Raw genomic sequence first — 26,074 nt, 5'->3', positions numbered from 1 at the left:
GCATGCCTTATAAAAAGTAGCGATTGCGGAAGGTCAACAGCGCCTTTTCAAAACAGCTAAACGGCGGGTGAACGATGCCCGCCCCAATCATGCCGATGCCCGCGTCTTTGTGGGCAATGGCGGTGTTAATCACCGGCAGAATGCCGCTGCCCGCGACTTTGGTGATGTCGATGGCGGTTGGGATGCCCATAAACGAGAGCAGCGGAATGGTGACGTTCGGGTTTTCGCCGAGGGTGATTTCGCGCATCTGACGGGAGAAGTCGATGGCTTCCTCCACCGTTCCGCCCACCAGCGCAACGATTGCCGGAGCCGTCGCCATCGCAAAGCCGCCGATGCCGTAGGTTTCGGTGATGGCGCTATCGCCGATGTCCAGCCCGGAGTCTTCCGGCTTATAGCCCGCGAACATCGGGCCAATCACCTGCTGCGCCGGGCCGGTGAACCACTGCCCCGGCAGGCCGGAAACGCGCAGGCCGAACTCGTAGCCATTACGCGCCATGGTAGTGACAACGGTGCTGTACTCAATGCCGTGAGCGGCGTCCAGCGCGGCTTTACACATCGCCATCCACGTCGGGCCGGAGAAGTAGTCGCTGCTGGCGACAAATTCGAACACCTCGCGCTGCTGCTCCACCGGATAGCCCGCCTGGATCAGCCCCGGCGTCAGCGCCTGAATAAGAAGCGTGGTGCCCGCGTTGTTGCGGTTGTGGCACTCGTCGCCCATATGCAGCGCCTGGGCCAGCATCAGGCGCAGGTCGATTTCGCCGACGATCTTCATCGCCTCGCGCAGCATCGGGCCGAGCACGTCGCGCATCCAGTTCAGGCGGTCGATCACGCTCTGGTCGTTGGCGCCCATGCGCAGGATCTTCGCCATCTGCTCGCTGAGGTTGGTGAACGCGCGGTTGCCGTAGGTTTTGTTCTCCACGATGTGCATAAACATCGACGCGGAGGTGACACCCGCCATCGAGCCCACGCAGTCGTGCTCGTGGCACGGTGAGAAGGTAATATCTCCGGAGGCAGCGAGCTTTGCCGCATCGTCCAGATCTTTCGCCAGCCCTTCAAACACCAGCGCCCCGGTGACCGCCCCCTTCATCGCCCCGCACATGTTCTCCCAGGCGACAGGCGGACCGGCGTGCAGAATGGTGGTGCGGGTCATGCCCGGCACCACGTTAATGGCCTGGTCATAGCCCACCAGCACCGGATGAGACTGAATAATGCGCTCAAGGGCGATGCGGTTGGCGGCGGCGATTTTCTCCGCCAGCGGTTTTTCCGCCAGCCGATCGAGCGCTTCAACGACCTGCATATTGCCCCGTCCCGGCGGCGTCCAGTCGAGCTGGGTCACGGGAACGTGCTGTTTTTTGATATCGTCGCTGAACATCGCAATGCCGACGTTAATCACGTTCAGCGGCTGGTTGAATAAGGTCGTCATTATGCTTTCTCCCCTTTGCAGACAAATTCGCGTGCCAGTAATCCGGTGTTGGTGCTGCTGCTGGCCCAGATGACGCCTGCGTCGGTCAGCAGCTGGCACTGCTGCGCCAGCGACTGCGGATCCTGGTCGGTGCCGAGCACGTAGCCGAGGATCTCCAGCGGACGGTTATCGGCCTTCGCGATGGCCTGCGCCTCTTTGATAGCGTCGATCATCACCCCGACCGGATCCTCGTGCGCGCCAAAGCCCAGCACGAAGTCCATCACAATTACCCCGACTTCCGGGTCGCGGGCTTCCTGCAGCAGGCGGCTGATGCGGTTGGTCGGGTCGATCATCGGGTGCGGCTTGCCGTTGGTAAAGTCGTCGTCGCCAAAATCGAGGAAGGTGTGGGCTTTACTGACGCTGATGTCGCTCAGGCGCTTAGCCGGATCCGGCTGGATGTTGCTGTAGACGTCGTCGAATTTCGCAAGCGCCGCGAACATCGCCTCGTCGCACAGGGTGCCGCCGCAGAACAGGCCGCGAATGTACTTCTGCTGCGGGGTCAGGCGGGCGCGCACCTCTTCAATCAACGGCCAGTTGAGAGGATGCAGATCGAGGGACTCTTTTTTGATGCCGGTGAGCAGGACCGCCTTCAGGGCCGCCTCTTTCGTGCCGCGTGCAAACTGCAGGCCGTCTTCATCGGCGGGCGGTTCGCTGCGGCCGAGGAAACATGCGATCACGGGCTTGCGGCAGGCGCGTGCTCGGGCCAGCACTTTCTCCGCCACCGCAGGGGCCGGCGGCTTGGAGATCAGCGCAATCACCTGGGTCGCGTCGTCCGCTTCCAGCATGTCGATGGCGTCGAGCATCATCAGGCCGCCGATTTTCTCGCTAAGATCGCGACCGCCGGTGCCGATCAGCTGCGACACGCCGCCACCGAATTCGTGAATGCGCACGCTCAGCTCCTGACTGCCGGTGCCGGAGGCGCCGACGATGCCAATCGCTCCGCGGCGCACCGCGTTGGCAAAGCACAATCCCGCGCCGTTGATAATGGCGGTACCGCAGTCCGGCCCCATCATCAGTAGCCCTTTCTGGTGCGCCAGCTGCTTCAGCGCCAGCTCGTCGTCGAGCGAAACGTTGTCGGAGAACAGCATCACGTTAAGATCGTTTTCCAGCGCCTGGCGCGCTTCGCGGGCAGCGAAGGTGCCGTTGACTGAAATCACCGCGAGGTTGCTCTCCGGGCGATGAGTTTTGGCGCTGGCAATCGTGGCGTAGCGCGCTTCATGGGTGCCGCCGCTCTCTTTACGCGTGAACAGCGCTTCGATGGCCGCCAGCGTTTCATCATTCGCCGCGTCGCCTTTAATGACGATCATCAGGTCGCCGTTTTTGGCTTCCGCTAATTCCGGCGTTAATAGCCCGAGGTTTTTTAATACGCCTTTGTTCATTTCCGTCGCCATCGCGACAAACGCCTGCTCGACGCCCGGTAATTTATTGGCTTTGGTGGAAACGGACATTAATGAGACGGAGTCAAAATATGTGTTCTTTTTTATGACGATTTTTGTGGGCATTATTTTCTCCTGAATGCGGATAAAAGGGGGCCGCCGTCGTGCAAAATGCACGTCGGTAAAAATGCTGTTTAAATTAACGGCCAGCCGGACGCGGCTGACCGAATGCGTTATGCGCCCGCCGCCAGCAGCAGGTCAGCTATTGCATCGAAGCCTTTTTCCCGCGCCAGCTCGAGCGGGGTTTTGCCGTATTTATCGGTCATGTGCGGGTTCGCGCCGTGATCCAACAGCAGCTTCACGATCTCCTGCTGCTTAGCGCCGCCGTCGTTGAGCACGATCGCTTCCAGCAGCGGCGTCCAGCCGACAAAATTGGTGTGGTTAACGTTGATATCGGTTTTTTCCAGCAGCTCGCGGACGATCTCCACGTGCCCTTTTTCACTGGCTGGCGTAATGCCCACGCCGCCAAAGCGCGTCAGGCGGTCAAGATCGGGATTTGCCGGAAGGACAAGGCGCAGCAGGGTGATATCGTTAGTCAGGCAGCTAATCAGGAAGGGGTTAAAGCAGGTCTGATCCTGTTTATCAATATCCGCCCCGGCGGCAATTAATAACGCCACGCAGTCATAATGCTTTTTCAGGCTGGCAATAATAACGGCGGTTCTTTTCTGGCGGTTGGTGGCGTTAATATCCACACCTTTCTCCAGACAGGCTTTTAGCGCATCGCTATTGCCCTCTTCTGCCGCCAGCAGAAATTCAGTAACGAGTTCGTTCGCAGACATATTCAGACTCCCGATGTTTTTATTTCTGTTGACCTGAGAATAGCAACAGCCTGGTGATAAAAGAATCCGCTTAAAAATGATTCATCGACAGTCAATTCATTGTTGAGGTAAATTCAATAAACCGGTCAAAACGTGCGTCTGTGCAACCTTTTTCTTATGTTTCCCCGCTTTTTATCGCTTCTGCCTGCATTATGCTTATGTCTGCCGAAGCCTTACTGCATGCGGCTTTCGACAAAGAGTCAGAACTGTGATCGGCTTCAAATGCGTTGTAACGACGCTGTTAAAATATGTTCAAAACTGATGGCTGGAGGGAGTGAGATATGAATTCCATCTTTACCGAGGAGAACCTGCTGGCCTTTACTACCGCCGCACGCTTCGGCAGCTTCAGCAAAGCCGCCGCCGAACTGGGGGTAACAACCTCCGCCATCAGCTACACCATTAAGCGCATGGAGACCGGGCTGGACGTGGTGCTGTTCGTCCGCAGCACGCGCAGCATCGAGCTGACCGAGTCCGGATTTTACTTTTATCGTAAGGCCACCGACCTTCTTAACGACTTTCACGCCATCAAGCGCGGGATTGACACCATTTCTCAGGGCATTGAGGCGCGGGTGCGCATCTGTATCAACCAGCTTTTGTATACCCCACGCCACACGGCGCGGCTGCTACAGGTGCTGAAAAAGCAGTTTCCCACCTGTCAGATCACCGTGACCACCGAGGTCTACAACGGCGTCTGGGACTCCATCATCAACAACCAGGCCAACATCGCGATTGGCGCGCCGGACACGCTGCTGGACGGCGGCGGGATTGATTACACCGAGATCGGCGCCATTCGCTGGGTGTTTGCCATCGCGCCGGAACACCCGCTGGCGTTCACCCCGGAGCCAATAGCGGAAAGCCAGCTGCGCCTGTATCCCAACATCATGGTGGAAGATACCGCGCATACCATTAACAAAAAGGTCGGCTGGCTGCTGCACGGACAGGAGGCGATTCTGGTCCCGGACTTTAACACCAAATGTCAGTGTCAGATCCTGGGCGAAGGGATTGGCTTTTTGCCGGAATACATGGCCCGCGAGGCGGTAGAAGCGGGGCTGCTGGTCACCCGACGGATTAATAACCCGCGTCAGGATTCGCGCATGCTGCTCGCCACGCAGCATGCCGCAACCGGCCAGGTCACGCGGTGGATCAAGCAGCAGTTTGGTCCTGCGGGGGTGCTGACCGATATCTATAGCGATTTACTGTGGCGCGCCTAGCTTTTGCTCTGTACCCAAAATGCGTGAATGAGGCCGGGGAAGTAGCCTAGCAGCGTCAGAAGAATGTTGATAATAAACGCCCAGCCAAACCCTTTGCCCAACAGCACGCCCAGCGGCGGTATAAGGATCGTAAAAACAATACGCCAAAATCCCATATAAACACTCCGTTCAGTCTAATCCATTGAAAATAATAAAGAGAACGCTGTAAGCATAGCCAGTTTATTCGTCTGTACCAGTTCCGGGCCTCGCGTTTACCCTCTTTTACGCTTTAGACGCTGGTTTAATGCATCGAATTAGTTTAGCATTTACTTAATTAAGTAAATGCTAAACTATTATGACCCAACTCGAACAGCTTCAGGCCAGCGCCGGGCAGGCCGCCACACTCTTAAAAGCGATGAGCAACCCCCGTCGGCTGCTGATCCTCTGCACCCTGTGCGGAGCGCCCGGCACCAGCGCGGGGGAGCTTGCGCGAGCAACGGGGCTTAGCGCGTCCGCTACGTCTCAGCATCTGGCGCGCATGCGTGAGGAAGGGCTTATCGACAGCACCCGCGACGCGCAGCGCATTCTCTATTCCATTAAAAACGATGCGGTACATCAGCTTATCAGCACCCTGAAAACCCTTTATTGCCCGTAAGGAGCCGCCATGTCACTTCCTCTTCTTTCACCGCGCCAGGCCAATGCCCGGGTCGCTGAAGGCGCAAAACTGATTGATATTCGTGATGCCGATGAGTACGCCCGCGAGCATATCCCCGTCGCGCGGTCCGTGCCGCTGGATACCTTACCCGGCGCACTTAACGCGCAGGCGGGCGATACGGTGATTTTTCACTGCCAGTCCGGCGCCCGGACGTCGGGGAATGCCGACCGCCTGGCTCAGGCCGCCGCACCCGCAGAGGCATTTATGGTCGAGGGGGGCATTCAGGGCTGGAAGCAGGACGGGCTGCCTACCGTCGAAGACAAGTCCCAGCCGCTGCCGCTGATGCGTCAGGTACAAATTGCCGCCGGGCTGTTGATACTCTGCGGCGTGGTGCTGGGCTATAGCGTCTCCAGCGGCTTTTTCCTGCTCAGCGGTTTTGTCGGAGCCGGGCTGCTGTTCGCCGGTGTGACGGGCTTTTGCGGCATGGCGCGACTGCTCAAGGTGATGCCATGGAACCGGCGTACCTCATAAGCAGTAATCGGTGAATTACGCTGTACCCGGCGTCATGCGTGGGCTAAGGTGAAGATCGCTAAAACGATGAGGAGGTAATATGTTTTCTGTCGGTGATTATGTGCAACCGCGTAAAGGCGGCCCGAAACTGAAAGTGCTCGAAGTGAACGGTGACAGCATTGTGGCGGTCCAGGCCAGCAATGAGCAAGGCGAGAAATATACGCTGAAAGCCGCCGATGTGGCGCCTTATACCGAAGAAGGCGATTTCGGCGTCTGCTGAACAATAAGCCGGGCGGCGTGTTCCGCCCGGCTCATCCGTTAGATCAGAAAATCATCCAGTGATTTACCGTCTGCCAGCGCGCTGGCGATAGGCTTCGGCGTGCGGCCCTGGCCGGTCCACGTTTTCTCTTCGCCGTTCTGGTCAATAAAGCGATATTTTGCTTCACGCGGCTTACGCTTTTTCGCTGGCTTACCCGCCTGCGCCAGTTCAGAACCCAGCAGGTCAGTCGGGGAAATACCATCGGCTTTCATCCGCTCCAGCAGAGCATTAATTTTTTCCTGCTGCTCAGCACGCTGCTGCTCTAATTCCGTCAGCTCGCTGCGTTTCTCTTCAGTAACGACCCTGACCTTTTCCAGCATTTCCTCAAGAACGTCCAGGGATAATTCACGCGCCATGGCGCGCAGGGTTCGGATATTATTAAGATTCTGTAACGTCAAAGACATATTATTTGGAAACCTTTTCTTTGGGGGATAAATAGATAAATCGCCGACAGAATAATTCATTTGAGTTGAAATATCTACCCAAGGGTCCGTACGGGCGTCGGTGTAAATATATTTAGAGCTCATTGTTAATAATAGCGCAAGGTGCTGGCAGGACACCGGTGAATCCAATCATCCCTATTAATATAAATGGCTAAGCTTAATCCAAATCACAGCATACTCACCCGCCATCAGGTGTAAATGCCTGCTTCTCGCCACCTATAAAATCAAGTTATTGATTTTAATATAAAAATTATCAATCGAGACAGATTATAACGATCGGAACAAAAAACGAACAACTTTAGAGAATTTTGTGGACAAAAGGCGATTAAATAAAAATTAATCACTAGTTGTTAGTTCAAACTCAGAGATATACGCTATACACGTCAAACAAACCAACCTAAAGCACTAACCGCTGAAGGAAAATCGTTTCTTTTGTGTTCTTCTCAAGGAGTTCAGACATGTTCTCGCCGCAATCTCGCCTGCGCCACGCGGTGGCGGATACTTTCGCGATGGTTGTTTACTGTTCCGTCGTGAACATGCTGATCGAAATATTCCTCTCCGGAATGTCCTTCGAGCAGTCGCTTTCTTCTCGTCTGGTGGCGATCCCGGTCAATATTATTATTGCATGGCCTTACGGTTTATACCGCGATGCGGTAATGCGTTTCGCGCGTCGTATCAGTCCTGCAGGCTGGGTGAAAAACCTCGCAGACGTTCTGGCGTATGTGACGTTCCAGTCACCGGTTTACGTGGCCATTCTCCTGACAGTCGGTGCAGACTGGCACCAGATCGCTGCGGCGGTGAGTTCGAATATTGTCATTTCGATGTTGATGGGAGCCGTTTACGGCTATTTCCTCGACTACTGCCGCCGTCTGTTTAAGGTCAGCCAGTACAGCCAGGCAAAAGCGTGATGTGAAGCGACTGGCGCACGCCAGTCGCGGATTTACTGTACGTCGCCAAACAGTCCCTTCAAAAATCGCTCCAGCGCCATACGCGAACTGAAACCGTGCGGAATACCATAATGCTCGTGCCGTTCACCGCCTAAATAGAGCGGAAATTGCTGATAATGATCGCAGGTTTTAATATCCGAGGCAGGCTCAGCAAATGACAGACTTCTGTCTTTCAGCGTCGGGTGAATAATGAGAGCGGTGCGTCCCATTCTTGCTTCGCGATTAACATAAACATAATTCTCGCCGCGGCGATATCCATACGCTTTTGGCGTCACCTCATCCATGGTGAATCCCTCTTTTTCAAGAACGCGTGCCACCTCGTCAGGTCGTAAATACATATCTTTTCCTCGTTATCTTTTCCTGCCCGGCAACCTTACAGTATTCAGCAATAGCAGGGCTTTCAGAATAGTCCATAAACTGCCGGATAACGCGTGATGCGCTTCAGATATTAAATTTCTGAACTAAACTGAACGGGAACACAAAATTACGGAGGATCGTATGTTTAACAGACCGAACCGAAACGATATTAATGACGACGCTCAGGATATTCGTAATGATGTCAGCCAATTAGCGGACACGCTGGAAGAGGTGCTGAAGTCCTGGGGAAGTGACGCGAAGGACGAAGCGGATGCCGCAAAGCGTAAGGCTCAGTCTCTGCTCCGTGAAACTCGCGCCCGCATGAACGGACGTTCACGCGCCACGCAGGCAGCCTGCGATATGGCAAGCTGTGCTACGACCTTCGTGCGTGAAAAACCGCTATGTACTCTGGGAACCGTCGCGGCGGTCGGCATCTTCGTCGGTGCCCTGCTCAGCCTGCGTAAATAAGCCCGCGTTTTCTGCCCCGGCAGCCTCAGGCGCCGGGGCTTTTTTATGCCCGTTAGCCTGAAAAACCCGTACAGCCTGCCCTGCCCCGCTGTGCTCATCACAGGGGCGATATCAATCTAAATTTCCCATATCTTGTATGGTTGAAACTTAAGACAACTACATCTAGTATTCCTTTTAGCAAGATACATACAACCCGACGCGATGATTCGCGCCGTACTCTCATTTTAAATGGAAATACGAATCATGAGCATTATTATTTACACTCGTAACAATTGTGTTCAGTGCCACGCGACCAAACGGGCGATGGAAAGCCGCGGCGTGGCGTTTGAGACGGTGAATATTGACCAGCAGCCCGAGGCCGCCGATACCCTTCGCGCGCAGGGTTTCCGTCAGCTTCCGGTGGTGGTGGCCGGGGAGACCAGCTGGTCTGGCTTCCGCCCGGACATGATCAACCGCATCGCCGCGCAGGCCGTACGGGCATGAGCAGACTGGTGTTCTTCTCCAGCAGCTCGGAAAACACGCTCCGTTTTATTGAGCGCGTCGGGCTGCCTGCGGTGCGCATTCCGCTGAACGAGCGGGAGCGGATCCGGGTAGAGGAGCCTTACATTCTGGTGGTGCCCAGCTATGGCGGAGGCGGTACAGCAGGAGCCGTGCCTCGTCAGGTGATCCGCTTTCTGAACGATCCTCATAACCGCGGGCTCATCCGCGGCGTTATCGCAGCGGGGAATCGCAATTTCGGCGATGCCTTTGGCCGCGCCGGGGATGTCATTTCTCAAAAATGCGGCGTGCCGTATCTCTATCGTTTTGAGCTGATGGGGACACAGCAGGACGTCGAAAACGTGCGTAAAGGAGTGAACGAATTTTGGCAACGACAACCGCAGAACGGGTGATTCAGGCGACGCCGGATTACCACGCATTAAACGCGATGCTTAACCTCTACGATCGGGAGGGGCGCATCCAGTTCGATAAAGATCGTGAGGCGGTGGACGCCTTTTTTGCCGCCCACGTGCGGCCCAACAGCGTGATCTTTGCGAGCCAGCATGAACGTCTCGACTATCTGGTTAACGAGGGCTACTACGACGCGCGCACGCTCACCCGCTACGACCGCGCCTTTGTGGTGAAGCTGTTTGATCGCGCCCACGCCAGCGGCTTTCGTTTCCAGACCTTCCTCGGCGCATGGAAGTACTACACCAGCTACACCCTGAAGACTTTTGACGGTAAACGCTACTTAGAAAGCTTTGAAGATCGCGTGGCAATGGTGGCGCTGACCCTGGCGCAGGGTGATGAAGCGCTGGCGGAGCGGCTCACCGACGAGATCCTCTCCGGACGCTTCCAGCCCGCCACGCCGACCTTCCTCAACTGCGGCAAAGCCCAGCGCGGCGAGCTGGTTTCCTGCTTCCTGCTGCGTATCGAAGACAACATGGAGTCGATTGGCCGCGCGGTGAACTCGGCGCTACAGCTTTCCAAACGCGGCGGCGGCGTGGCGTTTCTGCTCTCGAACCTGCGTGAAGCGGGCGCGCCGATCAAGCGCATCGAAAACCAGTCCTCCGGGGTGATCCCGGTGATGAAGATGCTGGAAGATGCGTTCTCCTATGCCAACCAGCTTGGCGCGCGTCAGGGCGCGGGCGCGGTTTATCTGCACGCGCATCACCCGGATATTCTGCGTTTTCTCGATACCAAGCGCGAAAACGCCGACGAAAAAATTCGCATCAAAACCCTGTCGCTCGGCGTGGTGATCCCGGATATCACCTTTAAGCTCGCCAAAGAGAATGACGAGATGGCGCTTTTCTCGCCGTATGATGTTGAGCGAATCTACGGCAAAGCCTTTGGCGACGTGGCCATCAGCGAGCTGTACGACGAGCTGCTGGCCGACGATCGCATCCGCAAAAAAACTATCAACGCCCGCGATTTCTTCCAGACGCTTGCGGAGATCCAGTTTGAGTCCGGCTATCCGTACATCATGTACGAGGACACGGTGAACCGCGCAAACCCGATTGCCGGGCGTATCAACATGAGCAACCTGTGCTCGGAGATTTTGCAGGTCAACAGCGCGTCAACCTACGATGAGAACCTGGACTACGCGGACATCGGCAAGGATATCTCCTGCAACCTCGGGTCGCTGAATATTGCCCACACCATGGATTCCCCCGACTTTGGCCGCACGGTGGAGACCGCCATTCGCGGGCTGACGGCGGTATCGGACATGAGCCACATCCGCAGCGTGCCGTCTATTGAAGCGGGTAACGCCGCGTCGCACGCCATCGGTCTGGGGCAGATGAACCTGCACGGCTATCTGGCGCGCGAAGGCATCGCCTACGGCAGTCCGGAAGGGCTGGATTTCACCAACCTCTATTTTTACACCATTACCTGGCACGCGCTGCACACCTCGATGATGCTGGCGCGCGAGCGCAGCCAGCGGTTCGCGGGCTTTGAGCAGTCCCGCTACGCCAGCGGGGAATATTTCAGCCAGTACCTCGAGGGCGACTGGCAGCCGAAAACCGAAAAAGTGCGCGAACTGTTTGCCCGCGCGGGGATTACCCTGCCGACGCGCGAGATGTGGCAGCAATTGCGTGATGACGTGATGCGCTACGGCATTTATAACCAGAACCTGCAGGCGGTACCGCCGACCGGATCGATTTCCTACATCAACCACGCCACGTCGAGCATTCACCCGATCGTGTCGAAAATTGAAATTCGCAAAGAAGGCAAAACCGGGCGCGTTTACTACCCTGCCCCGTTTATGACCAATGAGAACCTGGCGCTGTATCAGGACGCGTATGAGATCGGCCCGGAGAAAATCATCGATACCTACGCGGAGGCGACAAAACATGTGGATCAGGGGCTGTCGCTGACGCTGTTTTTCCCGGACACCGCCACCACGCGGGATATCAACAGGGCGCAGATCTACGCCTGGAAGAAAGGCATCAAAACGCTCTACTACATTCGCCTGCGCCAGCTTGCGCTGGAAGGCACCGAAATTGAAGGCTGCGTGTCCTGCGCGCTGTAAGGAGAAAGGATGAAACTGTCACGCGTGAGTGCCGTTAACTGGAACAAAATCCAGGACGATAAAGACCTGGAGGTATGGAACCGCCTGACCAGCAACTTCTGGCTGCCGGAAAAGGTTCCGCTCTCCAACGATATTCCGGCCTGGCAAACGCTGAGCCACGCCGAACAGCAGCTGACGATCCGCGTCTTTACCGGCCTGACGCTGCTGGACACCATTCAGAATACCGTGGGAGCGCCCGCGCTGATGAGCGATGCGCTGACGCCGCACGAAGAGGCGGTGATGTCAAACATCAGCTTTATGGAGGCGGTGCACGCCCGCTCCTACAGTTCGATTTTTTCGACGCTCTGCCAGACCAAAGACGTGGACGCAGCCTACGCCTGGAGTGAAGAGAGTGAGTCATTACAGAGAAAGGCGGAGCTTGTTCTGGAATATTACCGGGCCGACGAGCCGCTGAAGAAAAAGATCGCCAGCGTATTCCTGGAATCCTTCCTCTTCTATTCCGGCTTCTGGCTGCCCATGTACTGGTCGAGCCGGGGCAAGCTCACCAACACCGCCGATTTGATTCGGCTCATCATTCGTGATGAAGCGGTGCACGGGTATTATATCGGCTATAAGTATCAGAAAGGGCTGGAGAAAGTCAGCGAGGCAAAGCGCGAGGAGCTTAAAGGCTTTGCGCTCGATTTGCTGATGGATCTGTACGACAACGAGCTGAGCTATACGGAGGAACTCTACGCCGGCACCGGCTGGGAGGAGGACGTGAAGGCCTTCCTCTGCTACAACGCCAACAAGGCGCTGATGAACCTGGGTTACGACGCGCTGTTCCCGCCGGAGATGGCGGAGGTGAACCCGGCTATTCTGGCTGCGCTGTCGCCCAATGCCGACGAAAACCACGATTTCTTCTCGGGATCTGGCTCATCGTACGTGATGGGCAAAGCGGTGGAAACCGAGGATGAAGACTGGGATTTTTAATGAACGCTAACGTTCGTTAATTTAATATAAACCCAACAACTCCCTCTCTAATATTTACAAAACAACTACACTGTAATTTCCACGTCATATTCGCCTGAATCATTCCGATTCAGGTGAAATTTCCCGATGCAGCAGCAAAAAATTGAGAAAAATTCAAACCGCCCTCAGCCCTTTATTCATGGGAAATTCAGCCGTTTCGCTTGCATGAAAATTCCGCCCTTAGCCCGACACAGGGTTGTCTCAGATTCTCAGTATGTTAGGGTTATGCCCGTTAACAATTTACCATGGTAATCATATCGGCATAAACAAATAACAGGACACTCTCTATTGCATGGCAATTAAATTAGAAGTGAAAAATCTTTATAAAGTATTTGGCGAGCACCCGCAGCGCGCATTCAAATATATTGAGAAAGGCCTTACGAAAGAGCAAATTCTGGAAAAAACCGGGCTATCACTTGGCGTTAAAGACGCCAGTCTGGCCATTGAAGAAGGCGAGATTTTTGTCATCATGGGGTTATCCGGTTCGGGTAAATCCACTATGGTTCGCCTTCTCAATCGCCTGATTGAACCCACCCGCGGACAGGTGCTGATTGACGGCGTGGATATCGCCAGAATATCAGACGCAGAGCTTCGCGAGGTGCGCAGAAAGAAGATTGCAATGGTGTTCCAGTCATTCGCGCTGATGCCGCACATGACGGTGCTGGATAATACTGCTTTCGGCATGGAATTAGCCGGCACGTCGGCTCAGGAACGTCAGGAAAAAGCCCTTGATGCACTGCGTCAGGTCGGGCTGGAAAATTATGCGCATGCGTACCCGGATGAACTTTCCGGCGGTATGCGTCAGCGCGTAGGATTAGCCCGTGCATTAGCCATTAATCCAGACATATTATTAATGGATGAAGCCTTCTCCGCCCTCGATCCTTTAATTCGCACCGAGATGCAGGATGAGCTGGTAAAATTACAGGCTAAACATCAGCGAACGATTGTCTTTATTTCCCACGATCTGGATGAAGCCATGCGTATTGGTGACCGTATTGCCATTATGCAAAACGGTGAAGTGGTGCAGGTCGGCACGCCGGATGAAATTCTCAATAACCCGGCGAACGATTATGTGCGCACCTTCTTCCGCGGCGTGGATATTAGCCAGGTCTTTAGCGCCAAAGATATTGCCCGTCGAACGCCAAACGGCATTATCCGTAAAACGCCAGGCTTCGGCCCGCGCTCCGCGCTGAAGCTGCTGCAGGACGAAGACCGTGAATACGGCTATCTGGTTGAACGCGGCAATAAATTTGTTGGCGTTGTCTCCATCGACTCCCTGAAAACGGCTCTGACTGAGAACCAGGGAATCGATGCGGCGTTAATTGACGCTCCGCTTGCCGTGGACGCCGAAACGCCGCTCAGCGAGTTGCTCTCTCACGTGGGCCAGGCGCCTTGCGCCGTGCCGGTCGTGGGTGAGGAACAACAGTACGTCGGCATCATCTCAAAACGGATGCTGCTGCAGGCTTTAGATCGCGAGGAGGCAAACAATGACCGATCAATCTAACCCGTGGGGCACCACTGAAGCAGCGGACAGCGCTGCGCAATCTGCCGACGCCTGGGGTTCCGCGCCAGCGCCGACCGATGGCGGCGGTGCGGCAGACTGGCTCAACAGCGCACCCGCGCCTGCGCCAGAACACTTCAATATCATGGATCCGTTCCACAAAACGCTGATCCCGTTGGACAGCTGGGTCACGGAGGGGATCGACTGGGTGGTCACCCACTTCCGTCCGGTCTTCCAGGGGATCCGCGTCCCGGTGGATTACATCCTGAACGGCTTCCAGCAGCTGATGCTGGGCATGCCGGCGCCGGTGGCGATTATCCTGTTCTCCCTGATCGCCTGGCAGTTCGGTAGCGCGGGCATGGGGGTCGCCACGCTGATTTCGCTGATAGCCATCGGCGCGATTGGCGCCTGGTCGCAGGCGATGATCACCCTGGCGCTGGTGCTGACCGCTCTGCTCTTCTGCATTGTCATCGGCCTGCCGATGGGGATCTGGCTGGCGCGCAGCCCGCGAGCGGCGAAGATTATTCGTCCGCTGCTGGATGCAATGCAGACCACCCCGGCGTTCGTCTATCTGGTGCCTATCGTGATGCTGTTCGGCATCGGCAACGTGCCGGGCGTGGTGGTCACCATTATCTTCGCCCTGCCGCCGATTATTCGTCTGACCATTCTGGGGATTAACCAGGTGCCTGCGGACCTGATCGAAGCGTCACGCTCGTTCGGTGCCAGCCCGCGCCAGATGCTGTTTAAGGTTCAGCTTCCTCTGGCGATGCCGACCATCATGGCGGGCGTTAACCAGACGCTGATGCTGGCCCTGTCGATGGTGGTGATTGCCTCGATGATCGCCGTTGGCGGTCTGGGCCAGATGGTGCTGCGCGGCATTGGCCGTCTCGACATGGGGCTGGCCACCGTCGGCGGCGTCGGCATTGTGATCCTCGCCATTATTCTTGACCGCCTGACCCAGGCCGTCGGTCGTGATTCACGCAGTCGCGGCAACCGTCGCTGGTATACCACCGGCCCTGTCGGGTTACTCACCCGCCCTTTCACGAAGTCAAAATAAGGAACAACGATGCGACATAACGTACTTTTTGCCACAGCGTTTGCCACCCTTGTCTCCACCAGCGCGTTTGCGGCTGACCTGCCTGGCAAAGGCATTACCGTACAGCCGGTGCAGAGCACCATTTCGGAAGAGAGCTTCCAGACGCTGATCGTCAGCCGCGCGCTGGAGAAGCTGGGCTATACGGTTAACACCCCGAGCGAAGTGGATTACAACGTGGGCTACACCTCGATTGCCTCCGGCGACGCCACCTTTACCGCCGTCAACTGGCAGCCGCTGCACGACGACATGTATGCCGCCGCCGGTGGCGACAAGAAATTCTATCGCGAAGGCACCTTCGTGACGGGTGCGGCGCAGGGGTATCTGATCGACAAAAAAACTGCCGATAAGTACCACATAACCAACATTGAACAGCTGAAAGATCCGAAGATCGCCAAACTGTTCGACACCAACGGTGACGGCAAGGCCGACATGATGGGCTGCTCGCCGGGCTGGGGCTGTGAAGCGGTGATTAACCACCAGAACAAAGCGTTCGATCTGGCGAAAACGGTCGACGTGAGTCACGGCAACTATTCAGCGATGATGGCCGACACCATTGCCCGCTTCAAAGAGGGTAAACCGGTGATCTACTACACCTGGACGCCATACTGGGTGAGCGACGTGCTAAAGCCGGGCAAAGACGTGGTGTGGCTGCAGGTGCCGTTCTCCTCCCTTCCGGGCGAGCAGAAGGATATCGACACCAAACTGCCGAACGGCATGAACTACGGCTTCCCGGTGAACACCATGCATATCGTGGCCAACAAAGCCTGGGCGGAGAAAAACCCGGCGGCGGCGAAGCTGTTCTCGGTAATGAAGCTGCCGCTGGCGGACATCAATGCCCAGAACGCGATGATGCATGCGGGCAAATCGTCTGAAGCGGATGTGAAAGGCCACGTGGACGGCTGGATCAAAGCCCACCAGCAGCAGTTCGACGGCTGGGTGAAAGAGGCGCTTGAAGCGCAGAAGTAAAGGACTTAGCCCTCTCCCCGTGGGAGAGGGCTAGGATGAGGGGATCAACCGCACCCAACCTAAACCGCACAATACATCACCCAACAATCCCCCAACTTTCACAATCATTAGCTATTATGGTTTCCGGAAAAATAATCACTCAACTAACGATTCCTGAAACTAATGACAAAAACAACTCAAGGGCTTAGCCCCGCACTCATCCTTTTAATGTCCGTGGCAACGGGTCTGGCAGTCGCCAGCAACTATTACGCGCAGCCTCTTCTCGACACCATCGCCCGCGCGTTCAATCTCTCCGCCAGCTCCGCAGGCTTTATCGTCACCGCTGCACAGCTGGGCTATGCCGCCGGGCTGCTGTTCCTGGTGCCGCTCGGCGATATGTTTGAACGCCGAATGCTGATTGTCTCCATGACCCTGCTGGCCGCCGGTGGGATGCTGATCACCGCCAGCAGCCAGTCGCTGACGATGATGATCGTCGGAACCGCGCTAACGGGGCTGTTCTCCGTGGTGGCGCAAATCCTGGTCCCGCTCGCCGCGACCCTCGCCTCTCCGGAAAAACGCGGCAAGGTGGTGGGCACCATCATGAGCGGCCTGCTGCTGGGGATTTTGCTGGCGCGAACCGTTGCAGGGCTGCTGGCAAGCCTCGGCGGCTGGCGCACCGTATACTGGGTGGCGAGCGTGCTGATGGTCGTCATGGCGCTGGCGCTGTGGCGCGGGCTGCCAAAAGTGAAGCAGGAAAACCACCTGAACTATCCTCAGCTGCTGGCCTCCGTTTTCAGCCTGTTCACCCAAGACAAGCTTCTGCGCACCCGCGCCCTGCTGGGCTGTTTCACCTTCGCTAACTTCAGCATCCTGTGGACGTCGATGGCGTTTCTGCTGGCCGCGCCGCCGTTCAATTATTCCGAAGGGGTGATTGGCCTGTTCGGCCTGGCCGGCGCCGCAGGCGCGCTGGGCGCACGTCCCGCAGGCGGGCTGGCCGACAAGGGCAAATCCCACCTGACCACCTCCGCAGGGCTGGTTTTACTTCTGCTCTCCTGGGCGGCGATCTGGTACGGACACATCTCGGTGCTGGCGCTGATTGTCGGTATCCTGGTACTCGATCTCACCGTTCAGGGCGTTCACATCACCAATCAGACCGTCATCTATCGCGTGAAGCCAGAGGCGCGTAACCGCCTGACGGCCGGATACATGACCAGCTACTTCATCGGCGGCGCGGCGGGTTCGCTCATTTCAGCGTCGGCGTGGCAGCATGCGGGCTGGTCGGGGGTATGCGCGATAGGGGCCATCGTCGCAACCCTCAACCTGCTAGTATGGTGGCGCGGTTATCACCGTCAGGATGCAATTAACTAACATTTACATTGAGTTGGCCTCTTAGGGTGTTAAGAGGCCCTTCACTCTGTTAATGTAAATGTAATCATTTATCCCAGAAATTTTAATGTGGGTGACATATTTACAATCGGCATGAATAGTTCAGACCCCCGTCCTCACATCCTCTCTCCAGCGGGTTCACACCCTACGCTTTCTGTGCTCACCGGGTCACGGACTTACCCGGCGCTTTCTGACGGTGACATAAATTTGGCGGATATAACCGCACAAATAATTCATTTACATTATTTGTCACTATCGTTACTATATCGGCTGTAATTAATGAGGTTATGCCCAAATGGATAGTTCGTTTACGCCCATTGAACAAATGCTTAAATTCCGCGCCAGTCGCCATGAGGACTTCCCGTATCAGGAAATCCTGCTGACTCGCCTGTGCATGCACATGCAGGGTAAGCTACTGGAAAACCGTAATAAAATGCTGAAAGCTCAAGGGATTAACGAGACGTTGTTTATGGCGTTGATTACGCTGGAGTCTCAGGAAAATCACAGCATTCAGCCTTCCGAACTGAGCTGCGCGCTGGGCTCCTCCCGTACCAATGCGACCCGTATTGCCGATGAACTCGAAAAGCGCGGCTGGATTGAGCGCCGTGAAAGCGACAACGATCGCCGCTGCCTGCATCTGCAACTGACCGATAAAGGTCACCAGTTCCTGCGCGAGGTGCTGCCACCTCAGCACAATTGCCTGCACAAACTCTGGTCTGCCCTCAGCACCGCCGAGCGCGACCAGCTTGAGCACATCACTCGCAAGCTGCTCACCCGTCTGGACCAGATGGATGAAGACGGCGCCGTTCTTGAGGCGCTGCGCTAACGCGACGACACGCTCACCATTCCAGATTCATAAGAAAACCGACAGGCCAGCACGTCACAGTGCTGGCCTTTCTGACAACAGGTCGGCTCAGCCGATGTGAAAATAAGAAGATCGTGGAGAACAACAATGAGCGCAAATGCGGAGAGCACTACCCCGCAGCAACCGGCCAACAAGAAAGGCAAACGTAAGAGCGCCCTTCTTCTGTTGACCTTGCTCTTTATCATTATTGCCGTGGCATATGGGATCTATTGGTTTTTAGTACTGCGTCATGCTGAAGAGACTGACGATGCGTACGTGGCAGGGAACCAGGTACAAATTATGGCGCAGGTGTCGGGCAGCGTGACGAAAGTCTGGGCTGACAATACCGACTTTGTGCAAAAAGGCGATGTGTTGGTAACCCTCGATCCAACCGACGCCCAGCAGGCGTTTGAAAAAGCACAGACCGCGCTGGCCTCCAGCGTCCGTCAGACCCGCCAGCTGATGATCAACAGCAAGCAGCTGCAGGCCAACATCGACGTGCAGAAAACGGCGCTGGCGCAGGCGCAGAGCGACCTGAACCGCCGTGTTCCGCTCGGCACCGCCAACCTGATTGGCCGTGAAGAGCTGCAGCACGCCCGCGATGCCGTTGCCAGCGCTCAGGCACAGCTGGACGTGGCCATTCAACAGTACAACGCCAACCAGGCGATGGTGCTGGGCACCAGTCTGGAAAATCAGCCTGCCGTACAGCAGGCGGCGACCGAAGTGCGCAACGCGTGGCTTGCCCTGCAGCGTACCAAAATCGTCAGCCCGATGACCGGCTATGTCTCCCGTCGTTCCGTCCAGCCAGGGGCGCAGATTAGCCCAACCACGCCGCTGATGGCGGTCGTGCCGGCGGACAACCTGTGGGTAGACGCCAACTTTAAAGAGACGCAGCTTGCCCATATGCGTATCGGCCAGAGCGCGACGGTTGTCAGCGACATCTATGGCGATGAGGTGAAGTACACCGGTAAAGTGGTCGGTCTGGACATGGGGACCGGCAGCGCCTTCTCCCTGCTGCCAGCGCAAAACGCCACCGGTAACTGGATCAAAGTGGTTCAGCGTCTGCCCGTGCGTATTGAGCTGGATGCCAAACAGCTGGCGGATCACCCGCTGCGTATCGGCCTCTCAACGCTTGTGACGGTCGACACCGCCAACCGCGACGGTCAGATCCTGGCAAGCCAGGTGCGAAGCAGCCCGGCTTATGAAAGTAACGCCCGTGAAATTAGCCTCGATCCGGTCAACAAGCTGATCGATGACATCGTGAAGGCAAACGCCGGTTAATCCGAAGGTGAGCGTTATGCAACAGCAAAAGCCGCAAAAACCGCTGGAAGGCGCGCAGCTGGTCATCATGACCATCGCGCTGTCGCTGGCGACATTCATGCAGGTGCTGGACTCCACCATCGCAAACGTGGCGATCCCGACCATCGCCGGTAACCTTGGCTCGTCGCTGAGCCAGGGAACCTGGGTCATTACCTCGTTTGGGGTGGCAAACGCCATCTCCATTCCGATTACCGGCTGGCTGGCAAAGCGCGTCGGTGAAGTGAAGCTGTTCCTCTGGTCGACGGTATTGTTCGTTCTTGCCTCCTGGGCGTGCGGCATGTCCAGCAGCCTGACGATGCTGATTTTCTTCCGCGTCATTCAGGGGATTGTGGCCGGGCCGCTGATCCCGCTGTCGCAGAGCTTACTGCTGAACAACTACCCGCCCGCCAAGCGCTCGATTGCGCTGGCGCTGTGGTCAATGACCGTAATTGTCGCGCCGATTTGCGGGCCTATCTTAGGCGGCTATATCAGCGACAACTATCACTGGGGCTGGATCTTCTTCATCAACGTACCGATTGGCGCCATCGTGGTAATGCTGACGCTCCAGTCGCTGCGCGGCAGAGAAACCCGGACGGAACAGCGGCGTATCGACGCCATTGGTCTGGCACTGCTGGTTGTCGGCATCGGTAGCCTGCAGGTCATGCTCGACCAGGGCAAAGAGCTGGACTGGTTCAACTCCCGGGAGATCATCATCCTGACGATTGTCGCGGTGGTGTCGCTGAGCTTCCTGATTGTCTGGGAGCTAACGGACGATAACCCGATAGTCGACCTGTCGCTGTTTAAGTCGCGAAACTTTACCATAGGCTGTCTGTGTATCAGCCTCGCCTACATGCTCTACTTCGGCGCGATTGTACTGCTGCCGCAGCTGTTGCAGGAGGTATACGGCTACACCGCAACCTGGGCAGGTTTAGCCTCAGCGCCGGTTGGATTGATTCCGGTTCTGCTGTCGCCGATTATTGGCCGCTTCGCCCACAAGCTCGACATGCGCAAACTGGTGACGTTCAGCTTTATCATGTATGCCGTTTGCTTTTACTGGCGCGCGTATACGTTCGAACCGGGAATGGACTTTGGCGCGTCCGCGTGGCCGCAGTTTATTCAGGGCTTTGCCGTGGCGTGTTTCTTTATGCCACTGACCACCATCACGCTTTCCGGTTTACCGCCTGAGCGCATGGCGGCCGCATCGAGCCTGTCGAACTTTACGCGAACGCTGGCGGGCTCGATTGGTACGTCGATCACCACCACCCTGTGGACGAACCGTGAATCGATGCACCATGCCCAGCTGACCGAAGCGGTGAACCCGTTCAACCCTAACTCCCGGGAGACGTACAATCAGCTTCAGGGAATGGGTATGACGGAACAGCAGGCGTCCGGCTGGATCGCCCAGCAGATCACCAACCAGGGTCTGATTATCTCGGCCAACGAGATTTTCTGGATATCGGCGGGGATCTTTATCGTCCTGCTGGGGCTGGTGTGGTTTGCTAAACCACCGTTTGGTGCCGGTAGCGGCGGCGGTGGCGCGCACTAATTCGCGTTGTCCAGAACGCGACAGCGATTGTCAGTTTCGATAAAGCAGCGCTCCTGAAATCCATTCACGATGGTGAAAAGACAACAGGAGCGCATCATGCTGAACACACCCGCCGACAAGTACCAACCCTATCCAACCCTTTCCCTGCCCGACCGCCGCTGGCCGGAGCAACGCATTACCCGCGCGCCGCGCTGGCTCTCAACCGACTTACGCGACGGCAACCAGGCCCTTGCCGAGCCGATGGACAGCACCCGCAAGCTGCAGTTCTGGGATCTGCTGCTGGGCTGCGGATTCAAAGAAATTGAGGTGGCTTTCCCATCCGCCTCGCAGACGGACTTCAACTTTGTTCGCCAGCTGATTGAAGAGAACCGCATCCCGGATGACGTGACGATTCAGGTGTTAACCCAGGCGCGGGAAGATCTCATCCATCGCACTTTCCAATCCCTGCGCGGCGCGAAACAGGCCACCGTCCATCTGTATAACGCCACCGCCCCGCTGTTCCGCCGCCTGGTATTCGGCATGGAAAAAGCGCAAATCGTCGAGCTGGCGACGCGATCCACGCGGCTTATTCGTCAGCTGTGTGAAGAGAACCCGGACACCCGCTGGCAGTATGAGTATTCCCCGGAGACCTTCTGCTTTACCGAGCCGGAGTTTGCGCTGGAGATCTGTGAAGCCGTGGCGGAGATCTGGCAGCCGTGCGACGAACGGCCCATGGTGATCAACTTACCGGCCACCGTCGAAGTGAGCACGCCGAACGTCTATGCCGACCAGATCGAGTATTTCTGTCGTCACTTCAGCCGCCGCCGGGATGTCTGCATTAGCATGCATCCGCATAACGACCGCGGTACCGGCGTCGCCAGCGCCGAGCTGGCCGTGATGGCGGGGGCTGATCGCGTGGAGGGCTGTCTGTTTGGTAACGGCGAGCGCACGGGCAACGTCTGCCTGGTGACGCTGGCGATGAACCTCTACAGCCAGGGCATCAGCCCGAATCTCGACTTTAGCGATATGAACCGGATCGTGGAAGTGGTGGAAGCCTGCAACCAGCTGCCGGTGCATCCGCGCCACCCGTGGGCCGGACGACTGGCCTATACCGCCTTCTCAGGCTCGCATCAGGACGCGATCAAAAAAGGCTTTGATGCCCGCAGGCCTGGCGATCGCTGGGAGATGCCGTATCTGCCCGTCGATCCGCAGGATATCGGCTGTACCTACGAAGCGGTGATCCGCGTAAACAGCCAGTCAGGGAAAAGCGGTAGCGCGTGGCTGATTGAGCAGAATCATGGCCTGAAACTGCCCCGCGCCCTGCAGCAGGATTTCAGCCAGCACGTGCAGCAGGAAACCGATCGCCACGGAAAAGAGATGACGCAAAATGCGCTGTGGCAGCTGTTCCGCACCCGCTACGGCCTGGTCGCCACGCCGCAGTTTGCGCTGCAATCCTACCGCAGCGACAGCCAGCAGGACGGCCAGCTGCGTTTGACGGCAAGCGTCGCTACGCAGGGGGGAACGCGTCAGCTGGAAGGTCAGGGTAACGGTCTGCTCTCCGCCGCCGCTCAGGGCTTAAGCCGCTGGGTCAACGCCCCGTTCGTGATTAAGGATTATCACGAGCATACGTTAGGCGAACGCAGCGACAGCCGCTCGGTGGCCTACATCTGCTGCCTGTTCCAGGACGGCAGCAGCCGCTGGGGCGTAGGCATTGACAGCGACGTGGCGCGCGCGTCGCTTCAGGCGCTTTTAAACGCCGTCAGTCGTTCTTAAAATAATCGCTGGGGGAGACGCCCATCACCCGGCGGAACATCGCCGTAAAGGCGCTGTGGCTGCCGTAACCCAGATCCAGTGCCACGCGCAGTACCGGCTGGCCCTGCGCCAGCCGCACTAAGGCTTCCAGCAGGCGCGCCCGTCTCAGCCACTCGCCGTAGCTTAATCCCGTCTGCTGCTGAAAATGGCGGTTCAGGGTTCGCTCGCTCATGTTCATCATGCTCGCGGCCTGCGCGCCGCTCCAGCTCTCCCCCGCGTTTTGCCGGATTAGCAGACACAGGTGACGTAACGCCTCGCTTTCCGGCTCCGGCAGATGAAACGGCAGCACCGGCATAGTGCGGATTTCATCGAGAATGAGTTCATAGACGCGTTCATCCCGGCTGCCGGGCGAGTACGATTCAGGTAAAGCAAGAGAGACGAGGATCAGCTCGCGCAACAGCGCCGCGATCTGCACGATCTGGCAGGTGGCCGGGAGATCGGCTCGCGCCAGCGGATCGATGAACAGCGTTCGCGCCGCCACGTTGCCGGTGATGCGAAGCGAGTGGCGAGTACCCGCCGGCAGCCAGACGCCGCGGCCAGGAGGAACCACCCAGTAGCCCGAGACGGTATCTACCCGTACCACGCCGCTCAGGATGTGCAGCAACTGCGCGCAGTCGTGCTCATGCCACGGCTCGCTGTCACCATGAACGTAATCATGGGCAAACGGAACAAGAGGACGATGGGTAAAGGAGAAAGTCGACGTTGTGGTCATGGGGTTAAACAACCCTCACCCTACCCTCTCCCGGTGGGAGAGGGAAAAGGTGCACTAGATGTGCAGTTCCTGCAGCTTTTCTTTTGGCAGGGCCAGCTCTTCGTTGCTGTTCACGCGAACGTCACGCTCGATGATGTGGCGCGCGATGTCCTGCGCTTCTTCCAGAGAGTGCATCTGGTAAGTACCGCACTGGTAAACGTTCAGCTCAGGGATCTGGTTCTGCTCTTTCACCTTCAGCACGTCTTCCATCGCCGCTTTCCACGCATCTGCGACGCGTTTCTCTTCCGGCTGGCCAATCAGGCTCATGTAGAAACCGGTACGGCAGCCCATCGGAGAGATGTCGATGATCTCAACGCCGTTGCCGTTCAGATGGTCACGCATGAAACCGGCGAACAGGTGTTCCAGGGTATGAATGCCTTTCTCTGGCATCACTTCTTTATTTGGCACGCAGAAACGCAGATCGAAGACGGTGATCGTGTCGCCGTGCGGGGTGTGCATGGTCTTCGCCACGCGAACTGCAGGTGCTTCCATACGGGTATGGTCGACAGTAAAGCTATCTAATAACGGCATACGTCACCTCCGACAGTGATTTTTTTTAAAATAAACTGAACTCTTCTACAGAATGCACGTCTGAGTATATGAAAGACGCGCATTTGTTATCATCATCCCTGAATTCAGAGATGTATATTTTGGCCACAGCGATGTGGCCTTTTTCTTTTCTGCTTAAGACTGCTTCGCCAGAAACGCCTCAAACGACTCGGTATCCGCCGCTTCAACCTCTTTCTGACGCACCACGGACGCATCGCGTTCCGCGGCAAAATCCGCTTCGCTCAGCACTTCTAACGGCTCCTGCATCAGCATCTCACGGTACTCCGCTGAGAGTGAACGCCCCGTGCCGCCAATGCCCTGATCGATCATAGAACGCAGAATACGCGCTGAGAACGTCAGTTCCGGATTATCAAAACATTCCACCAGCTGGTCGCAGACCTGTTGATACGCGTCGCCGCCGTCAACGCTGTCCATTGTGCGGGCAACGCGCTTCAGATCGCGGAACAGATCTTTGCCGACTTTGGTCAGCGGGAACTGTGCCGTTTCGCAGCCGATACCCAGCGTCAGGCCCGGTTTACGCCCTTCCAGAATCACGCGATTCCAGTTTGTACGGGTACAGAGCAGTTCGTCTGAACTCATTTCCGGCGCATCCGCCAGCACGCACCAGACCATAAACAGATCCAGGAAGCGAACCTGCTGTTCATCAACGCCAATCGGTGAGAACGGGTTGATATCCAGCGAACGCACTTCGATGTATTCGATCCCGCCGCGCTGCAGCGCATCCGACGGGGTTTCACCGCTGCGCGTTACGCGTTTAGGACGAATAGGCGCATACAGCTCGTTTTCAATCTGCAGCACATTGCTGTTGATTTGCAGGCGCTTGCCGTCTTTTTCGAGGCCGATTTTCTCGTACTCTTCCGACGGGGTTTTGATCGCCCGCTTCAATCCTGCCACATATTCGTGCAATTCGTTAAACGTAATACCGAGATTGCTTTGCGATTTATTGGTATAACCGAGATCGCTCAGGCGCAGAGAGGTGGCGTACGGGAGATAGTACATTCCGCACTCGGTCTTCTCGAACGGCAGCGTGGTCGGTTTCCCCTGCAGGAACGAAGAACAGATCGCAGGAGACGCACCAAACAGATACGGGATCACCCAGCCGAAACGGTAATAGTTGCGGATCAGGCGGAAGTAGCCTTCAGAGATCGCGTCTTTATCCGTTTCACCGCATTTCGCCTGCCAGAATGCCACTGGCAGCGAGAAATTGTAATGCACGCCCGAGATCGTCTGCATCAACGCGCCGTAGCGGTTTTTCAGCCCTTCGCGATAGAGCGTTTTCAGCCGGCCGATATTTGACGTGCCGTACTGCGCCAGCTCAATCTCCTGGCCCTGCTCGATATAGCACGGCATGCTGAGGGGCCACATACGTTCGTCACCCATGTTGCGCGCGGTGTAGCGATGGATATCGCGCATAATCGTCAGCATATGATCAATATCACCCTCTACTGGGGTGATGAACTCCAGCAGCGCTTCAGCGAAATCGGTTGTGATCCATTTATGTGTCAGCGCCGAGCCTAACGCCTTCGGGTGACCCGTCGTCGCTAAACTACCGTCCGCGTTAACGCGCAGCGTTTCACGCTCGAGACCACGCTGAATACCCTTCAATGCCTGAGGGTGGTTTTCCAGCCAGGCCAGCGCCTGAGATACGTCCGGGATCAAATTGACCTCCCGCCTGTCAAAGTAATGTTACTCAGCATAATTGTAATGGTTGACGATTGAAGGTCG

Annotated in this window: 27 protein-coding genes; 18 read left to right on the top strand and 9 right to left on the bottom strand. The window is 56.7% G+C overall.

Annotation, left to right across the window (positions count from 1 at the left end; genetic code table 11):
- Positions 1–7: 7 nt before the first annotated feature.
- From LA04_RS02230 to LA04_RS02220, 3 genes are all read right to left on the bottom strand, one after another.
- Positions 8–1,423, bottom strand: coding sequence for a DUF1116 domain-containing protein (locus LA04_RS02230; RefSeq protein WP_047650320.1), 1,416 nt, complete (start codon positions 1,421–1,423; stop codon positions 8–10).
- On the bottom strand, positions 1,423–2,964 hold the full coding sequence (gene fdrA / locus LA04_RS02225; protein WP_047650319.1) for an acyl-CoA synthetase FdrA: 1,542 nt from the start codon (positions 2,962–2,964) through the stop codon (positions 1,423–1,425). Before fdrA ends, LA04_RS02230 begins: the two co-directional genes overlap by 1 nt.
- A 107-nt stretch (positions 2,965–3,071) precedes the next feature.
- The gene (locus LA04_RS02220) at positions 3,072–3,677 is read right to left on the bottom strand and encodes an ankyrin repeat domain-containing protein (protein ID WP_039263421.1); all 606 of its coding nucleotides are present in this window, start codon (positions 3,675–3,677) and stop codon (positions 3,072–3,074) included.
- A 320-nt stretch (positions 3,678–3,997) separates the two neighbouring features.
- On the opposite strand from LA04_RS02220, the gene LA04_RS02215 reads away from it, so the two are divergent.
- Positions 3,998–4,927, top strand: coding sequence for a LysR substrate-binding domain-containing protein (locus tag LA04_RS02215; protein WP_029742057.1), 930 nt, complete (start codon positions 3,998–4,000; stop codon positions 4,925–4,927).
- On the opposite strand, the gene LA04_RS02210 is transcribed toward LA04_RS02215, so the two are convergent.
- On the bottom strand, positions 4,924–5,082 hold the full coding sequence (locus tag LA04_RS02210) for a YqaE/Pmp3 family membrane protein (protein ID WP_023308917.1): 159 nt from the start codon (positions 5,080–5,082) through the stop codon (positions 4,924–4,926). The two genes, LA04_RS02215 and LA04_RS02210, sit on opposite strands and share 4 nt — an antisense overlap.
- A gap of 179 nt (positions 5,083–5,261) precedes the next feature.
- Between LA04_RS02210 and LA04_RS02205 the strand changes: the two genes are divergently transcribed.
- The 3 genes from LA04_RS02205 (at position 5,262) to LA04_RS02195 (ending at position 6,351) form a co-directional block, all read left to right on the top strand.
- Positions 5,262–5,561, top strand: coding sequence for an ArsR/SmtB family transcription factor (locus LA04_RS02205; RefSeq protein WP_047650318.1), 300 nt, complete (start codon positions 5,262–5,264; stop codon positions 5,559–5,561).
- Between the two features lie 9 nt (positions 5,562–5,570).
- Positions 5,571–6,092: a rhodanese family protein gene (locus tag LA04_RS02200; RefSeq protein WP_047650317.1), complete on the top strand. Its 522-nt coding sequence runs from the start codon at positions 5,571–5,573 to the stop codon at positions 6,090–6,092.
- A 79-nt stretch (positions 6,093–6,171) separates the two neighbouring features.
- Positions 6,172–6,351: a hypothetical protein gene (locus LA04_RS02195; RefSeq protein ID WP_023308920.1), complete on the top strand. Its 180-nt coding sequence runs from the start codon at positions 6,172–6,174 to the stop codon at positions 6,349–6,351.
- A gap of 38 nt (positions 6,352–6,389) precedes the next feature.
- On the opposite strand, the gene stpA is transcribed toward LA04_RS02195, so the two are convergent.
- Positions 6,390–6,794: a DNA-binding protein StpA gene (gene stpA / locus LA04_RS02190; RefSeq protein ID WP_033146355.1), complete on the bottom strand. Its 405-nt coding sequence runs from the start codon at positions 6,792–6,794 to the stop codon at positions 6,390–6,392.
- 497 nt (positions 6,795–7,291) lie between these two features.
- Between stpA and alaE the strand changes: the two genes are divergently transcribed.
- Complete coding sequence (gene alaE / locus LA04_RS02185; RefSeq protein WP_008502567.1) at positions 7,292–7,741, top strand: L-alanine exporter AlaE; 450 nt, start codon at positions 7,292–7,294, stop codon at positions 7,739–7,741.
- 32 nt (positions 7,742–7,773) lie between these two features.
- On the opposite strand, the gene LA04_RS02180 is transcribed toward alaE, so the two are convergent.
- On the bottom strand, positions 7,774–8,118 hold the full coding sequence (locus LA04_RS02180; protein ID WP_023308923.1) for a DUF2002 family protein: 345 nt from the start codon (positions 8,116–8,118) through the stop codon (positions 7,774–7,776).
- Positions 8,119–8,278: 160 nt separating this feature from the next.
- Between LA04_RS02180 and LA04_RS02175 the strand changes: the two genes are divergently transcribed.
- The 13 genes from LA04_RS02175 to leuA all read left to right on the top strand — a co-directional run bounded on the left by LA04_RS02175 (position 8,279) and on the right by leuA (position 22,989).
- Positions 8,279–8,605, top strand: coding sequence for a DUF883 domain-containing protein (locus LA04_RS02175; protein ID WP_023308924.1), 327 nt, complete (start codon positions 8,279–8,281; stop codon positions 8,603–8,605).
- A 243-nt stretch (positions 8,606–8,848) separates the two neighbouring features.
- Complete coding sequence (nrdH, locus tag LA04_RS02170; RefSeq protein WP_047650316.1) at positions 8,849–9,088, top strand: glutaredoxin-like protein NrdH; 240 nt, start codon at positions 8,849–8,851, stop codon at positions 9,086–9,088.
- Complete coding sequence (gene nrdI, locus LA04_RS02165) at positions 9,085–9,495, top strand: class Ib ribonucleoside-diphosphate reductase assembly flavoprotein NrdI (RefSeq protein ID WP_047650315.1); 411 nt, start codon at positions 9,085–9,087, stop codon at positions 9,493–9,495. Before nrdH ends, nrdI begins: the two co-directional genes overlap by 4 nt.
- Positions 9,468–11,612 (top strand): class 1b ribonucleoside-diphosphate reductase subunit alpha, encoded by a 2,145-nt coding sequence (gene nrdE, locus LA04_RS02160; protein ID WP_047650314.1) that lies wholly within the window; start codon positions 9,468–9,470, stop codon positions 11,610–11,612. The genes nrdI and nrdE overlap by 28 nt, the downstream gene beginning before the upstream one ends.
- 9 nt (positions 11,613–11,621) lie before the next feature.
- A complete protein-coding gene (gene nrdF / locus LA04_RS02155; RefSeq protein ID WP_047650313.1) occupies positions 11,622–12,581 on the top strand; it encodes a class 1b ribonucleoside-diphosphate reductase subunit beta in 960 nt (319 codons plus the stop codon).
- Between the two features lie 331 nt (positions 12,582–12,912).
- On the top strand, positions 12,913–14,124 hold the full coding sequence (gene proV, locus LA04_RS02150; protein ID WP_047650312.1) for a glycine betaine/L-proline ABC transporter ATP-binding protein ProV: 1,212 nt from the start codon (positions 12,913–12,915) through the stop codon (positions 14,122–14,124).
- Positions 14,108–15,178 (top strand): glycine betaine/L-proline ABC transporter permease ProW, encoded by a 1,071-nt coding sequence (proW, locus tag LA04_RS02145; protein ID WP_047650311.1) that lies wholly within the window; start codon positions 14,108–14,110, stop codon positions 15,176–15,178. The genes proV and proW overlap by 17 nt, the downstream gene beginning before the upstream one ends.
- A 9-nt stretch (positions 15,179–15,187) precedes the next feature.
- Positions 15,188–16,183 carry a glycine betaine/L-proline ABC transporter substrate-binding protein ProX gene (proX, locus tag LA04_RS02140; RefSeq protein WP_023308931.1) on the top strand — a complete coding sequence of 332 codons (996 nt, stop codon included), beginning with the start codon at positions 15,188–15,190 and terminating at the stop codon, positions 16,181–16,183.
- 162 nt (positions 16,184–16,345) lie between these two features.
- Positions 16,346–17,530: an MFS transporter gene (locus tag LA04_RS02135; protein ID WP_045889178.1), complete on the top strand. Its 1,185-nt coding sequence runs from the start codon at positions 16,346–16,348 to the stop codon at positions 17,528–17,530.
- A gap of 313 nt (positions 17,531–17,843) precedes the next feature.
- On the top strand, positions 17,844–18,374 hold the full coding sequence (gene mprA, locus LA04_RS02130) for a transcriptional repressor MprA (RefSeq protein WP_023308933.1): 531 nt from the start codon (positions 17,844–17,846) through the stop codon (positions 18,372–18,374).
- Positions 18,375–18,500: 126 nt separating this feature from the next.
- Positions 18,501–19,673, top strand: coding sequence for a multidrug efflux MFS transporter periplasmic adaptor subunit EmrA (emrA, locus tag LA04_RS02125; RefSeq protein WP_047650310.1), 1,173 nt, complete (start codon positions 18,501–18,503; stop codon positions 19,671–19,673).
- A gap of 16 nt (positions 19,674–19,689) precedes the next feature.
- Positions 19,690–21,237, top strand: coding sequence for a multidrug efflux MFS transporter permease subunit EmrB (emrB, locus tag LA04_RS02120; protein WP_047650309.1), 1,548 nt, complete (start codon positions 19,690–19,692; stop codon positions 21,235–21,237).
- A 96-nt stretch (positions 21,238–21,333) separates the two neighbouring features.
- A complete protein-coding gene (leuA, locus tag LA04_RS02115) occupies positions 21,334–22,989 on the top strand; it encodes a 2-isopropylmalate synthase (protein WP_047650308.1) in 1,656 nt (551 codons plus the stop codon).
- Here leuA and LA04_RS02110 read toward each other — a convergent pair.
- The 3 genes from LA04_RS02110 to gshA all read right to left on the bottom strand — a co-directional run bounded on the left by LA04_RS02110 (position 22,976) and on the right by gshA (position 26,008).
- Positions 22,976–23,740 (bottom strand): AraC family transcriptional regulator, encoded by a 765-nt coding sequence (locus tag LA04_RS02110; protein WP_047650307.1) that lies wholly within the window; start codon positions 23,738–23,740, stop codon positions 22,976–22,978. The genes leuA and LA04_RS02110 overlap by 14 nt on opposite strands.
- 54 nt (positions 23,741–23,794) lie before the next feature.
- Positions 23,795–24,310 (bottom strand): S-ribosylhomocysteine lyase, encoded by a 516-nt coding sequence (gene luxS, locus LA04_RS02105; protein ID WP_014884972.1) that lies wholly within the window; start codon positions 24,308–24,310, stop codon positions 23,795–23,797.
- Positions 24,311–24,463: 153 nt separating this feature from the next.
- Positions 24,464–26,008, bottom strand: a complete 1,545-nt coding sequence (gene gshA, locus LA04_RS02100) for a glutamate--cysteine ligase (protein WP_047650306.1) — start codon at positions 26,006–26,008, stop codon at positions 24,464–24,466.
- Positions 26,009–26,074: the final 66 nt, after the last annotated feature.

Origin of the sequence: Enterobacter sp. UCD-UG_FMILLET (assembly GCF_000762975.1) — a bacterium.
Classification (GTDB): Bacteria; Pseudomonadota; Gammaproteobacteria; order Enterobacterales; family Enterobacteriaceae; genus Enterobacter; species Enterobacter dykesii.
The sequence above is the reverse complement of the archived record's forward strand: the minus strand, read 5'-3'. Positions and strand labels throughout refer to the sequence as shown.